16 protein-coding genes are annotated in these 13341 nt (G+C 67.8%); 13 read left to right on the forward strand and 3 right to left on the reverse strand.

The window, feature by feature from the left end; genetic code table 11:
• From BN977_RS13175 to rraA, 5 genes are all read left to right on the forward strand, one after another.
• Nucleotides 1-672: a YcnI family copper-binding membrane protein gene (locus tag BN977_RS13175; RefSeq protein ID WP_036397849.1), complete on the forward strand. Its 672-nt coding sequence runs from the start codon at nt 1-3 to the stop codon at nt 670-672.
• Nucleotides 669-1172 (forward strand): copper resistance CopC family protein, encoded by a 504-nt coding sequence (locus BN977_RS13180; RefSeq protein WP_036397850.1) that lies wholly within the window; start codon nt 669-671, stop codon nt 1170-1172. The genes BN977_RS13175 and BN977_RS13180 overlap by 4 nt, the downstream gene beginning before the upstream one ends.
• Entirely contained in the window at nt 1169-2080 is a 912-nt protein-coding gene (locus BN977_RS13185) for a CopD family protein (RefSeq protein WP_036399034.1), read from the forward strand. The genes BN977_RS13180 and BN977_RS13185 overlap by 4 nt, the downstream gene beginning before the upstream one ends.
• 61 nt (nt 2081-2141) lie before the next feature.
• Nucleotides 2142-2555, forward strand: a complete 414-nt coding sequence (locus BN977_RS32655) for a hypothetical protein (protein ID WP_036397851.1) — start codon at nt 2142-2144, stop codon at nt 2553-2555.
• A 23-nt stretch (nt 2556-2578) separates the two neighbouring features.
• Nucleotides 2579-3061: a ribonuclease E activity regulator RraA gene (gene rraA, locus BN977_RS13195; protein ID WP_036397852.1), complete on the forward strand. Its 483-nt coding sequence runs from the start codon at nt 2579-2581 to the stop codon at nt 3059-3061.
• Between the two features lie 66 nt (nt 3062-3127).
• Here the strand turns inward: rraA and BN977_RS13200 are convergent, their stop codons facing one another.
• Nucleotides 3128-4597 carry a flavin-containing monooxygenase gene (locus tag BN977_RS13200; protein WP_036397853.1) on the reverse strand — a complete coding sequence of 490 codons (1470 nt, stop codon included), beginning with the start codon at nt 4595-4597 and terminating at the stop codon, nt 3128-3130.
• Nucleotides 4598-4674: 77 nt separating this feature from the next.
• Between BN977_RS13200 and BN977_RS13205 the strand changes: the two genes are divergently transcribed.
• Complete coding sequence (locus BN977_RS13205) at nt 4675-5316, forward strand: TetR/AcrR family transcriptional regulator (protein ID WP_036397854.1); 642 nt, start codon at nt 4675-4677, stop codon at nt 5314-5316.
• Between the two features lie 24 nt (nt 5317-5340).
• Entirely contained in the window at nt 5341-6555 is a 1215-nt protein-coding gene (gene dinB / locus BN977_RS13210) for a DNA polymerase IV (RefSeq protein ID WP_036397855.1), read from the forward strand.
• On the opposite strand, the gene BN977_RS13215 is transcribed toward dinB, so the two are convergent.
• On the reverse strand, nt 6552-6971 hold the full coding sequence (locus BN977_RS13215; protein WP_191262543.1) for a hypothetical protein: 420 nt from the start codon (nt 6969-6971) through the stop codon (nt 6552-6554). The genes dinB and BN977_RS13215 overlap by 4 nt on opposite strands.
• Before the next feature lie 22 nt (nt 6972-6993).
• Complete coding sequence (locus BN977_RS13220) at nt 6994-7998, reverse strand: PHP domain-containing protein (RefSeq protein WP_036397857.1); 1005 nt, start codon at nt 7996-7998, stop codon at nt 6994-6996.
• A 75-nt stretch (nt 7999-8073) separates the two neighbouring features.
• On the opposite strand from BN977_RS13220, the gene BN977_RS13225 reads away from it, so the two are divergent.
• The 6 genes from BN977_RS13225 (at nt 8074) to BN977_RS13250 (ending at nt 13334) form a co-directional block, all read left to right on the forward strand.
• Nucleotides 8074-9045, forward strand: a complete 972-nt coding sequence (locus BN977_RS13225; RefSeq protein ID WP_051561328.1) for an EspA/EspE family type VII secretion system effector — start codon at nt 8074-8076, stop codon at nt 9043-9045.
• Nucleotides 9046-9048: 3 nt separating this feature from the next.
• On the forward strand, nt 9049-9372 hold the full coding sequence (locus BN977_RS13230; RefSeq protein ID WP_051561329.1) for an ESX-1 secretion-associated protein: 324 nt from the start codon (nt 9049-9051) through the stop codon (nt 9370-9372).
• A 59-nt stretch (nt 9373-9431) separates the two neighbouring features.
• The gene (locus BN977_RS31440; RefSeq protein ID WP_234709547.1) at nt 9432-9866 is read left to right on the forward strand and encodes a hypothetical protein; all 435 of its coding nucleotides are present in this window, start codon (nt 9432-9434) and stop codon (nt 9864-9866) included.
• A complete protein-coding gene (locus BN977_RS13240; RefSeq protein WP_131590099.1) occupies nt 9863-11278 on the forward strand; it encodes a 9-bladed beta-propeller domain-containing protein in 1416 nt (471 codons plus the stop codon). Before BN977_RS31440 ends, BN977_RS13240 begins: the two co-directional genes overlap by 4 nt.
• A gap of 78 nt (nt 11279-11356) precedes the next feature.
• A complete protein-coding gene (locus BN977_RS13245) occupies nt 11357-12199 on the forward strand; it encodes an LLM class F420-dependent oxidoreductase (protein ID WP_024455123.1) in 843 nt (280 codons plus the stop codon).
• Nucleotides 12200-12434: 235 nt separating this feature from the next.
• Nucleotides 12435-13334 carry a LysR family transcriptional regulator gene (locus BN977_RS13250; protein ID WP_024455122.1) on the forward strand — a complete coding sequence of 300 codons (900 nt, stop codon included), beginning with the start codon at nt 12435-12437 and terminating at the stop codon, nt 13332-13334.
• The last annotated feature ends 7 nt before the right edge of the window (nt 13335-13341 follow it).

A 13341-nucleotide genomic window follows, 5' to 3' on the forward strand; every position in this document is an offset into this window, starting at 1 on the left:
ATGCGCTACACCCACCGGGCGCCCGCGCGCGCCCTTCTCACGCTGGCCGCGGCCGGCGCCGCCCTCCTCACTGCCGCACCGGCATCGGCACACGTGCACGTCGACGCCGACGATGCCCACCCCGGCGGCACCGCCGTGCTGACCTTCCGGGTGCCTGGCGAGTCCGAAAAGGGAGCGCTGACAACACAATTCAGCGTCGCCTTACCCAATGTCGCTTCCGCTCGTACCGAACTGATGCCGGGCTGGACCGCGCGGCTGGACCGCGACAGTGCCGCGGGCACCGTCCGGTCGGTCACCTGGACCGCCGCACCGCAGGTCGGCATCTCCCCCGAGCAGTTCGGGTTGTTCAGGGTTTCGGTGACCCTGCCCAACCAGGACGACGTCAGCTTCCCGGCCACCCAGACCTATTCCGACGGCACGGTCGTGCGTTGGGATCAGCCGCCGCTGCCCGGCGGCGGTGAGCCCGAATATCCCGCTCCGGAGCTGTCCCTGACCGGTGCCCCCGAAGCCGCGCACGCTCCGGCCCCGGCGCCGCAGGCCACCACCGCGGCGGCGCCGGCCGCCGAGCCGGCTGGCCGAGCGGACAACGGAGCCCGCTGGCTGGCCGGCGGGGCGCTCGCGCTGGCCGCGGTCGCCGTGGCGGTGGCCCTGATCGGGCGGCGGCGCGCATGAGGTGGCGCGCCCTCGGGCTGATCGGCGCCGTGCTGGCCGTCGCGGCGATGCTGGGCGCCGGGGTGGCCTCGGCGCACGCGGTGCGGGTGTCCAGCGATCCCGCCCCCGACGCGGTGCTGACGGCGGGACCGGCCCGGATCACCGCGACCTTCAACGAGCAACTCCAGACGGCGTTCGCCTCGATGACCCTGGTCGGTCCGGACGGCAACCTGTGGTCGACGGGCGAGGCCCGGGTGCAGGGTCCGGCGGTCGAGGTCGACCTGCGTCCGCTCGGCCCGGTCGGCACGTACACCGCCAATTACCGGGTGACCTCCGCCGACGGTCATGTGGTGAACGGGTCGTGGTCGTTCCGGCTGTCGGTCGCCGGTACCGGGACGCCCGGGCCGCCGGTGGCCGCGCCGCGGGCGGGTGACGAGGAGTTCCCGATCTGGCCGTTCGTCGTGCTCGCGGTGGCGATCGTGGGGGCGGGTGCCTGGTGGAGCCGGCGCCGGCGGACGTGAGGAAGGCGGTCGGGGCCGCCGCCGTCCTGGCGGTGGGTCTCGCGCTGGCGTGGACGCTGACCTATCCGCAGCCGGCGGTCGCCGCGACCGTGACCCGCGCCGCGGCCGATATCGGTGCGGTGCTGGTGCTCGGTCTGGCGCTGGTGCCGGCGTTGGAGACCGCGCGGTACCGCGACGAGCTGGCCCGGCGCAGCTCGTCGGCCCTGGTGGTCGCGGCGGCGGTCTGGTTGATCGCGGAGCTGACCCGGTTGGTGGTCGCCGCCGCCGCCACCGCGGCGGTGCCGCTGAGTGCGCTCGGGGCCCGGACCACCGTCGAATATGCGGTGTCGACGATGGCGGGCCGGGCCGATCTGATCTGCGTGGTGGCCGCCGCGCTGGTGGGTCTGCTCGCCGTCACGATCCGGACACCGGCCGCGGGCGTGGCGGTGGCCGGCATCGCGGCGATCGGCACCACGGCACGCACCCTCGCCGGGCACCTCTCCGAGAACGCGTTCGGTGGCGTCGCGGTCACCCTGCACGCCCTGGCGGCCGCGGTGTGGTGCGGCCTGCTGGCGGCGCTGGTCCTCACCGTGGGGCATCGGGGCCGGTGGGCCCGCATGCTGCCGCGGTTCTCGGCGCTCTCACTGTGGTGTGTGGTGGTGCTGCTGGTCGCCGGCGTCGGCAGCGCGGCGGTGACGCTCGACGGGCCCGCGCAGTTGTGGGGCACCGGATACGGTCGGTTGCTCCTGGCCAAGGTGCTGCTCACCGTCGCGCTCATGGTGCTGGCCTGGCGAAATCGGACCGACTGGCTGCCCTCGGCGCGCGGGCATCGGGTCACGGCGCAGCGCTCCAGCCGGCGCTCCTACCCGGAGCTGGCCCTGATGCTGGTGGCGTTGACGCTGGCGGCGGCGCTGGCGGTCTCCGGATAGGGATCCCGCGACTGGCATGATGGAACCACTGCCTGTGCGAAACAGCGAAGGAGCGCCCCCCATGGCCGACGAGCCGGACCGGCCCGACGAGACACCGACCGAGCAGCCGCCGGTTCCTCCCGCCAAGAAGGTTCCCGCAAAGAAGGCGCCGGCGAAGAAGGCTCCCGTGAAGAAGGCCACACCGGTCAAGAAGGCCGCGCCCGCCAAGAAAGCAGCGCCCGCGAAGAAGGCGGCTCCCGCCAAGAAGGCCGCACCGGCGAAGAAGGCTGCGCCGCCCGCCCCTGAACAGCCATCGCCGGTCAAAGAGGTTGCCGCGCAGGCGAAATCGACCGTCGCCTCGGTGCCCTCACCGTTGACCGCGGTGCCGTCGACCGGCCCCGAGCAGTCCCGTCTGCCGCTGGCGGCGGCCCTGGTGGCCGGGCTGCTCGCCATCCTGGTGGTCTATCTCGCGCGCCGCGGGTCCGAAGAGGACTGAGCTACCTCGCTAGCATCGACGGCGTGAGCATCGAACCCCGCGCGACCGCCGACCTGGTCGACGAGATCTATCCCGACGTCCGCAGCTGTGATCTGCAGTTGCAGAACTACGGTGCCCGTACCGCTTTCGCCGGCCGGATCACCACCGTGCGCTGCTTCCAGGACAACGCCCTGCTGAAGTCCATCCTGTCGACGCCGGGCGAGGGCGGTGTGCTCGTCGTCGACGGTGACGGCTCGCTGCACACCGCGCTGGTCGGTGACATCATCGCCGGGTTGGCCAGCGACAACGGCTGGGCCGGCATCATCGTGCACGGGGCGGTGCGCGACGCATCGACGCTGCGCACCATCGACGTCGGCATCAAGGCGTTGGGCACCAATCCGCGCAAGGGCACCAAAACCGGTGCGGGCGAACGCGATGTCGAGGTCACCTTCGGCGGCGTGACCTTCGTCCCCGGCGATATCGCCTACAGCGACGAGGACGGCATCGTGGTGGTCTCGCCCTCCTGAGCCGACCCGACACCAGAGTCCCGCATCTCCGGACGGAAATGCGGGACTCTGGTGTCTGTCGGGCAGTTAAACCTGCACCGGCGCGCGGTGTTTGGTGAAGTGCAGCGACTCCTCGTCGACCTTGCCGTACCGGATGGTGCGCAGGTCGATGAAGTAGTTCTGCTTGAGCCGCCACGGTGCCCGCGACCCGGACTTGGGCAGGCTGTCCATGGCACGGCGGAAGTAGCCGGGGGTGAAGTCCATGAACGGTTCCTCGCCCACCGATGCGCCGGGATGCTGGGGTTCGACGCGGTCGAAGCCGTTCTCGTCCATGTAGTTCAGCAGCCGGCAGATGAACTCGGACACCAGGTCGGCCTTGAGCGTCCAGGAGGCGTTGGTGTAGCCGAAGGTGATGGCCATGTTCGGCACACCGGAGAGCATCAGGCCCTTGTAGGTCATCGACTTGGTGAGGTCGATGGGCTCGCCGTTGCGCAGCGCCTTCGCGCCGCCGAACAGCTGCATGTTCAAACCCGTTGCGGTGATGATGATGTCGGCCGCCAACTCCTCACCGGAGTTCAGCTTGATGCCCGTCTCGGTGAACCGGTCGATGGTGTCGGTGACGACGTCGGCCTTGCCGGAGCGGATGGCCTTGAACAGATCACCGTTGGGCGCCAAGCAGACTCGCTCGTCCCACGGGTTGTAGCGCGGGCTGAAGTGCTTGTCGTAGTCGAAGCCCTCGGGCAGCCGGCGGGTCGCCATCTCACGCAGCGCCTTCTTGAAGACGCCCGGGAACTTGCGCGCGATCTGGTACTGGCCGGTGCTGTAGGCGATGGCCTTCCAGCGGTTGACCCAGTGCGCCAGGTTCTTCGGCAGGTACTTGTTGGCCTGTACCGCCACCGGATCCTCCAAGGGCAGCGACCCGATGTAGGTGGGTGACCGCTGGAGCATCGTGACGTGGCCGGCGCCACCGTCGACCAGCGACGGGATCAGGGTGACCGCCGTGGCCCCGGAACCGATGACGACGATCTTCTTGCCTGCGTAGTCGAGGTCCTCGGGCCAGTGCTGCGGATGGATGATCTGGCCCTTGAAGTCCTCGGACCCGGCGAACGTCGGCGTGTAGCCCTGGTCGTAGTTGTAGTAGCCGCTGCACACCGACAGGAACGACGCGGTGATCTGCTTCTCCTGCCCGTCGCTCTCGATGGTGACGGTCCACCTGTTGTCGGCATCAGACCAGTCCGCGGCCGTCACCTTCTGGCCGGTGCGGATGTGCTTGTCGATGCCGTTCTCCACGGCGGCCTCGTTGATGTAGTTCCAGATCGACGGGCCGTCGGCGATCGAGCGGGCCGAGGTCCAGGGCTTGAACCGGAAGCCGAGGGTGAACATGTCCGAGTCGGACCGGATACCGGGATATTTGAAGAGGTCCCAGGTGCCGCCGATGTTCTCGCGACGCTCCAGGATGACGTAGCTCTTGGACGGGCAGCGCTCCTGCAGGTGCCAGGCGGTGCTGATGCCGGAGATGCCGGCACCCACGATCACGACATCGAAGTGTTCGTTCATGGGACCGACGGTATCAACATTGCGTCGAGTGGGTCAACAGTGTGTCGAGATTCTCGACATGGCGTAAAGTCGGCTGCGTGACCACCGCCAGCCAGGCCCGCGCCACCCGCGGGCGCCGCTCCGCCCGGCCCTCCGGGGACGACCGCGAGCAGGCGATCCTGGCGACCGCGACACGCCTGCTGGAGAGCCGGTCGTTCGCCGACATCTCGGTCGACGATCTCGCCAAGGGTGCCGGTATCTCCCGGCCCACCTTCTACTTCTACTTCGCTTCCAAGGAAGCGGTGCTGCTCACGCTCATCGAACCCCTCATCAAGCTGGCCGACACCGGCTTCGACCACGCCATGGACAGCATGCCCGCCGAACCGCACCAGGCGATCCGGCGCGGGATCGAGATCTTCTTCAGCTCGTTCGGGTCGCACCCGGCCACCGCACGGGCCGGCGTCGAGGCGGTGACCACCAGCCCCGAGTTCCGCGCCATCTGGCAGGGCTTGATGCAGAAGTGGATCGCGATGACGGCCGCGCTCATCAGAGTCGAACGCGAGCGTGGTGCCGCCCCGGAGACCATCTCGGCGCTGGATCTGGCGACGTCGCTGAACCTGATGAACGAGCGCACCATGATGGCCGCGCTGGCCGGCGAGCAGCCGGCCGTCGAGCACGACAAGGTCGTCGACACCCTCACCCACATCTGGTTGACCAGCATCTACGGCGCCCGGCCCTGACCTGTCGGACCCCGGTGCGAACATATGTTCGTGTCAGGGCCCGTTCCGGCCGCGAGCATTCTGCACGCGGATCTCGACTCGTTCTACGCCTCGGTGGAGCAGCGAGACGATCCCGCGCTGCGCGGACGCCCCGTCATCGTCGGTGCCGGCGTGGTGCTCGCGGCCAGCTACGAGGCGAAGGCCTACGGGGTGCGCACCGCGATGGGCGGCCACCTCGTCCGCCGGCTGTGTCCCCACGCGATCGTGGTGCCACCCCGCATGTCGGCCTACTCCGAAGCCAGCCGCGCCGTGTTCGACGTCTTTCACGACACCACGCCCGTGGTCGAGCCGCTCTCGGTGGACGAGGCGTTCCTCGATGTGTCCGGACTGGGCCGGGTGGCCGGCACCCCGGTGCACATCGGGGCGACGCTGCGCGATCGGGTGCGGGAGCTGGTGGGACTGCCCATCACCGTCGGTATCGCGCGGACCAAGTTCCTGGCCAAGGTCGCCAGCCAACAGGCCAAACCCGATGGCCTGCTGCTGGTTCCGCCCGACCGTGAGCTGGCGTTCCTGCACCCGTTGCCGGTGCGCAGCCTGTGGGGCGTGGGCGCCAAGACGGCGGAGAAGCTGCAGGTCCACGGGATCCACACCGTCGCCGATGTGGCCGAATTGAGCGAGACGTCGCTGGCCGCGATGGTCGGCGGCGCCATGGGCCGGCAACTGTTCTGCCTGTCGCGCAACATCGACCGCCGCCGGGTGGTCACCGGGGTGCGGCGCCGGTCGGTGGGGGCTCAGCGCGCGCTGGGGCGGGCCGGGAATGCCATGTCGGACACCGAGATCGACGCGGTGGTCGTCAACTTGGTGGACCGGATCACCCGCCGGATGCGGGCCGGCGGGCGCACCGGTCGCACCGTGGTGCTGCGGTTGCGTTTCGACGACTTCGGCAGGGCCACCCGCTCACACACCCTGCCCAGGGCCACCGCGTCGACCGAGGTGGTGCTGGCCGCGGCTCGTCAGCTGGTGGCCGCGGCGGGCCCGTTGATCGCCGAGCGCGGCCTGACGCTCATCGGGTTCGCGGTGTCGAACATCGACCGCGACGGTGCCGCCCAGCTGGAACTACCGTTCGGCGGCGGCGGTGATCCCGTGGCGATCGATGCCGCCGTGGATCGGGTGCGCGAACGATTCGGCAACGCGATGCTGACCCGTGGGGTGCTGGTCGGGCGCGACCCGGGGCTGGAGATGCCGATGCTGCCGGACTAACCGAGGTGCGCCGCGGCGAAACCCGCGAGCAGCACCACGAAGCCACCGATCTCGCCGACCATCAGCGCGGTCATACCCGCATGGAGACCGGGGGCGGGGTCGGCGAACTGGTTGGTGGTGTCGCGCCGCATCCCGTGCTGCACATAGCTGGCGATGGCGGCCACGAAGAAGAACACCAGAACCATTGCCGCCGTGAGGTTCAGCCAGGCGGGCCAGGCGCTGAGTTCGACGAACACCGCGACCAGGAGCGCGGCGAACGAGTACAGCAGGGCAGCGCGGTGGGCGATGTCGACATACGGGTGGGCCCGATGATCCGGGCTGGTGGCGATCTGCCGGTACTTCCACGCCCCCAGAATCAGTGCCGTCAGGAAGATGAGGCCGGTGGCCAGCAGCGTGACCACGGTATCGATACCCAGGTTGGCTCCCACCGCGCTGAGTCTAGGAAGCCGCCCACGCCAGGAGTCGCTCGGCCGGCCAGGTGTTGACGATCCGGTCCTGTGCCAAGCCCGCGTCGAGCGCCCGCTGCGCGCCGTAACCGAGGAAGTCCAGCTGGCCCGGGGCGTGGGCATCGGTGTCGATGCTGAACACACACCCGATGTCGATCGCCAGTGTCAGCAGCCGGTCCGGCGGGTCGCGCCGTTCCGGGCGCGAGTTGATCTCGACGGCAACCCCGTTGTCGCGGCAGGCGGTGAACACCGCCTCGGCGTCGAACTTGGATTCGGGCCGGATGCCGCGGCTGCCTTCGACCAGCCGGCCCGTGCAATGCCCGAGCACATCGGCCTGCCCACCGGAGACCGCGCGGACCATCCGCCGGGTCATGGCGTCGGCATCCATCGCCAGTTTGGAATGCACGCTGGCCACCACGATGTCCAGCCGCTCCAGTAGTTCGGGTTCCTGGTCCAGGCTGCCGTCGTCGAGGATGTCCACCTCGATGCCGGTCAGGATGCGCATCGACGAAAAGCTGTCGCGCAGTTCGTCGATCACGTCGAGTTGGTGCCGCAGCCGCTCGGGGGACAACCCGTTGGCGATGGTCAGCCGCGGCGAGTGATCGGTCAGCGCGCAGTATTCGTGGCCGAGGCGCTGGGCGGTGGCCATCATCTCGGCGATCGGCGCCGAGCCGTCGGACCAGTTCGAGTGCAGGTGCAGGTCACCCTTGAGCGCGGCCCGGATGTCGCCACCGCCGAGATCTGTTGCCTTCTCCCGTAATTCGGTCAGGGCGTCGGGTTCGCGGCCGGCCCAGGCCTGCGCGATGACCTTGGCGGTTTTGGGACCGACACCGGGCAGCGACTGCCAGCCGTTGGTTTGGCCCAGTCGCTCGCGCTGCTCATCGGTCAATGCCTCGACCACGTCGGCGGCCTTGCGGTAGGCCATCACCCGCCGGGATTCCTCGCGCGCCCGGTCCTTGTAATAGGCGATCTCTCGCAGTGCGGTTACCGGATCCATGAATTCCAGTGTGCCGCGAAAAGCTGCCCGAGCACATGGGGACGAGTTGTTAGGCTGCTCGCCGGGGGTGGTGGGATGGGTGACGGCGGCGGGGATCTTCTCAAGGATCTGTTCGATCTGGGCAACGGCATCCGCGGCGGCGTCCAGGATGTCCCCCAACTGTTCCAGGATGTGATGAACCTGGACGCACACGGTGCCCTGACCGACGGCCGCAAGGTGATCGGCGACGTCGGCGACGTGCTCAATGGCCTCGGCGGACTGGGTATGGGACTGACGCGGGTCCCGCAGCAGATCGCGGAGAAATACGCGGGGTCGTGGGTCGGCAAGCTCGCCGACTCCCAGATTCTGTCTGCGGCGCAGCTGGCGATCGAGGCCGCGCGCGCCACGACCGGATCGGGTGATCCCGAGGAGGGCAACGGGTACCGAGAGTCAGCGACACGGATGCAGACAGTGGTCCAGACCCTGGCGGACGCGGATCCCAGGGGCGACCGGTGGAACGGCGTGGCTTCCGACACCTATGCGCGTACCAACAGCCGACACCGCGGACACGTTTCGGACGTCCAGGTCGCGGACGAGGAGATCAGCACGATCATCGGTACCGAAGCCGGCCAGGTCAGCCGCACCCGCAAGACCCTGGATGACACCAATCAATACCTGTCGGACTTCGGCGCCGCGACGGCCTGGATGAACTACGTGCCCGGCCTCAGGCAAGCAAAGATGGTGGCCGACCTCGCCGCTGCTTCGGCAGCGCTCACGACGACGAACGCCACCATGGCGGTCTTGGTCAAGAACGCGGCGGAAAATGCCGCCCGAATCAACAGCCAGCTCGACAAGTACACCGCCGCCGCTAACGCGACTTCCAAGCCGGATGGGCCGCCAGGAGAACAACCGGCCGTAGGCGAAGCATTCGTGTCTCAAGCAACCGACATCGCCGAAGGTTCCGCACCGGGGAGGTTGAGCAATGACAGTTCTTTCGACGTCCCCACGCCGGACGAACCACCGAACGCGCCCGGTATCCCGTACGGGTCCACGACGCCAGGAGGATGACCGATGACCGTCGAATCCGACAACCTCCGGGTGTTGACCGATCACGTACGAAAGCTTGCAGACCAGCAACTCACCGCTGCCGATCAGATCACCGGCGCCAACCGGGCGACCAGCGGCGTAGCAGATCGGGTCTCGGAGTCGCATGGGCTCGTGTGCTTTCTCACCAGCAATGCACTCTCGGCGGCTGACGAGGCCCGGCAGTCGGCTGGATCGGCGCTGCACCGAGTATCCACCGACCTCTCGGACAAGCTCACCACGGCCGCAAGCAATCACGACAACGCCGATTACCGCGCAGGACATCGGATCAGCCAAGCCGGCCGGATGTGAGCGATTCTTCGGAGGGGTCGTGGGACGACGACGACCACGATCTGCATGAGGGGCCGTCGGTGTTCGACGCGTTTTCGGCGTACGTCGCCACAGACTCCGAAACCGCAGCGGATTTCGATGTGTCGGATCCATACAGCGACGACGACCTCCTCACCGTCGTTTTCACCGCAAGCAATCCGTCGGCCACTGTGTCGGTGACGGCCCTGATGGACGGTCGCGTGCTGCGCATCGAATTGGACCGCACGGTGAGCGCGATGACCGAAGCCGAACTGGCAGAAGAGATCCTCACCGTTTCCCGTCTTGCCACTCGCCAAGCCCTCGCCGGCCAGCACCTCGTGATCGCTGCTCTCATGCGGCGGCTGGGGCAGGACCCGGCCGAGACCCGCAGCTTCCTGGAGCGCGAATTGCGGCTCCCGGCACCCGATGTGGTTGTGGCCGAGCGCACCCGGCTGTTCGCGCGCCGATATGCAGAGAGCGAGGAGTTCCCGCGGTGATCAGATCGCTCCCGCAGCCATACCGTCGAATCTGGCTCACCATCGCTGTGGCGCTCTTGGTCATCCCGGCAATCGTCGCTGCGATCGTGATCTTCACCGGCCACGGGGTTAACTGGTGGAAATCGAACAAGGACGTCAGCTTTGTCCGCGGTACGTGGCGCACACCGACACAGACACTCCTGGCGTCCTCGATGTCGGTGCAGCCGACGGTCGGGTGGCGCTTTACGCTGGCCGACACCGGAGTACCCGATCCTGAGCCGTCTGCTGCCTACCTCTTCGCCAATGACGCCAATCCGTTCCTCTCCGACCCATACGTCGGCAACCTGGGCGATCGGGCATATTTCATGGTCGGAAACATCGGCGCACCTGCACCGCAGTGGTGGCTGGTTGCGGTCGACGTGAACGACGGTAGTCGGGCATTTCCGCCAATTCCTCTCGTCGCCGGCGAGTCTCGCCCCAGGTGCTATCTCAACGGACCGGACGCCGTGCTCTGCCTCGCCGATGGCGCCGGCCCCACCACCGCCTGGGTCATCGACAGCCAAACCGGACTCGTCACCTACACCGGACCAACCCCCCTGACCGTCTACTCCTCGAAATTCATCATGAAGCAGGTCGGCATCTACGCCGTCGCCACGAAACAGGACCAGGGTGTCTACGGCATCGGACCGACCGCGCAGACCACCTGGTTCGTACCGGGCAACGGGGTGATGTCCGATGCGGTCCGCAATCCACTTGACTTCGAGCCACCGACGTTGGCCAGTCAAGCAGCCGGGCGCGGGTCTGACCGGCAGATCACCTTCTCCTTGCGGGACGGGACCGTCATTCGGCCCGAGATCGCTGCCGACAAGCAGCAGGGCTACACGGAGATCTACCCCGGCGGGTTCGCTGCCGAAGTCACCGCTGCCCGTGATGTCGGTGAGGTCCAGTTCTTCGAAGAGTCCGGAAGACGCGCTGGCCGCAACGGCGTGCCAGGCGAACTCGGCAGCTCCCCCGGACTGCCGCTGGTGAACCTGACCGCCGGAGGGTGGGCCCTGTTCAATGCGCAAGGTCAGCTGCTCATGCAGCAATCGACGCCGAAACGGGCACACGCTGCCGTCATCGGCGACTTCTTGGTGGTCGACGGAGACGAACCGACCGACAAACGCCAGTTCGACATGACATCCGGCACGGAGATGAAAGCGTGCAGTCTGCCGAAGGGATTTTTCGCAAGCGACGGCAGGGTCGCGCTCGGTTACGACGGCTATGCCGACACCGGCCGCACCCTCACGGCCGTCGACTTGTCCACTTGTGACACCAGGTGGACAACGCATTCGCCACCAGGCTCTTTTCGGAAGCTGTGGCGCATCAACACCACCCTCGTCCAATTATCGGACGACGGAACAGAATTGATGTCGCTCGTGGCGCCCGGGTAACCCACCGAGCAACGATTCACATCAACTTGCCAACAACTACCCGGAATGAATCCCGTCACAGGACTAGTTTTGGGTCGTGTGAGATTCGCTTTCAAGACATCCCCGCAGAACACGACATGGGCCGACATGCTGGCCATCTGGGAAGCTGCCGACGACATCGACGTCTTCGAATCCGGCTGGACCTTCGATCACTTCTATCCGATCTTCTCCGACTCGACCGGCCCCTGCCTCGAGGGCTGGACCACCCTGACCGCACTCGCCCAGGCCACCAAGCGCCTGCGGGTCGGTGTGCTGGTCACCGGCATCCACTACCGCCACCCCGCGGTGCTGGCCAACATGGCAGCCGCGCTGGACATCATTTCCGGTGGCCGCCTCGAGCTCGGCATCGGCGCCGGCTGGAACGAGGAGGAATCCGGCGCCTACGGGATCGAACTGGGCAGCATCAAGGAGCGCTTCGACCGCTTCGAGGAAGCCTGCGAGGTGCTCAAGGGCCTGCTCACCCAGGAGACCACCACCTTCGACGGCAAGTTCTACCAGCTCAAAGACGCACGTAACGAGCCCAAGGGCCCGCAGCAGCCGCACCCGCCGTTCTGTATCGGCGGCAGCGGTGAGAAGCGCACCCTGCGCATCACGGCCAAGTACGCCGACCACTGGAACTTCGTCGGGGGTCCGCCGGAAGAGTTCGCCCGCAAGCGTGACGTACTCGCCGCGCACTGCGCCGACATCGGGCGCGACCCCAAGGAGATCACCCTGTCCGCACACGTGCGGCTCGGGGAGGATCGCGATTACGCCAAGGTCGTCGCCGAGGCCGCCGCGCTCGGCGAGGAGGGCCTGGATCTGGCGATCGTCTATCTGCCGCCGCCCTATGACACCGCGGTGCTCGAACCGCTGGCCGAGGCGATCCGGGACGCCAAGCTCTGACCCGGGGCGGTTCCCGCAGGGGGCAGGTCACCCTGCGGGAACCGCCGGTCGGCCGAGGGGCGGGACCCCTCTGGATACATCCTGTGCAGTCGGTGGCGATTCCGTACGGTGAAACGCCAGTTTGGTGGTCACGGATTTCGGCGCACAGCCCGAACTGTGGCGAATATCGGTCGGTGCGCCGTCGCCACCGGAAGCCGATCGCGGTTCCCAGCCCGGGTTGCGCCATCCTTATGCCATGGATCTTCGCAGTCTGGAGTACTTCGTCGCGGTCGCCGACGAGCGGTCGTTCACCCGTGCGGCGCAGCGGTGCCACGTCACCCAGCCGACGATCAGCGGCCAGATCACCGCGCTGGAACGTGAACTCGGCGAGCCACTGTTCGACCGTGCCGCGCGGGCCATGTCGCTCACCGACGGCGGCGAGATTCTGTTGCCGTATGCCCGCCAGTGCTTGGCTGCCGCCGAGAATGCCAAGGCGGAGTTCTCGGCCCGCGCAGGACTGCTCCGCGGTGAGTTCCGATTCGGCACCGGCGGCGGCGTCGAGAACACCTCGATTCCGATGCTGTTGGGCGCGCTGCGGAAGACCCACCCCGGCATCGACGTGCACCTGACGGAGGCGACGAGCGCACCCCTGGTGGAGATGGTCGCGCAAGGGCGCTTGCACGCCGCCGTGATCGCCCGGCCCCAGGCAGCCTTACCGACGACGATCGCAAGTGCGCCGATGTTCTCGGGCCGGCTGGTGGCGGTCTTCGATCCGTCCGCGTTCTCCTTCGACGAACCCGTCGCGATCACCGCACTCGCCGGCCGGCCGGTGATCACGTACCCGAGTTCGAGCGCGCTGCGATCACGTCTGGACGCGGTGATCGCCGAGAGCGGAACCGACATCACCGTCAACTACGTCGCCAACGACGTTCGGCTTCAGCTGGCGTTCGCCCGCCAAGCGGTCGGCATCGCGATCTGCGCCGACTCGGATCCTGCCCTCCAAGATTGCCCCGACCTGACGATCAGGGCGCTGACACCACCGGTCACCTTCGACAAAATCCTGGTGTGGCGCAACGACATCGCACCCAACGCGGCCACCCGCGCGTTCTTCGCCATCTGGAAGAAATTCAGTGCCGCGGCCCGCGAATCGGCCTGAGCCGCCC

This window comes from Mycolicibacterium cosmeticum, assembly GCF_000613185.1.
GTDB classification, from domain to species: domain Bacteria; phylum Actinomycetota; class Actinomycetes; order Mycobacteriales; family Mycobacteriaceae; genus Mycobacterium; species Mycobacterium cosmeticum.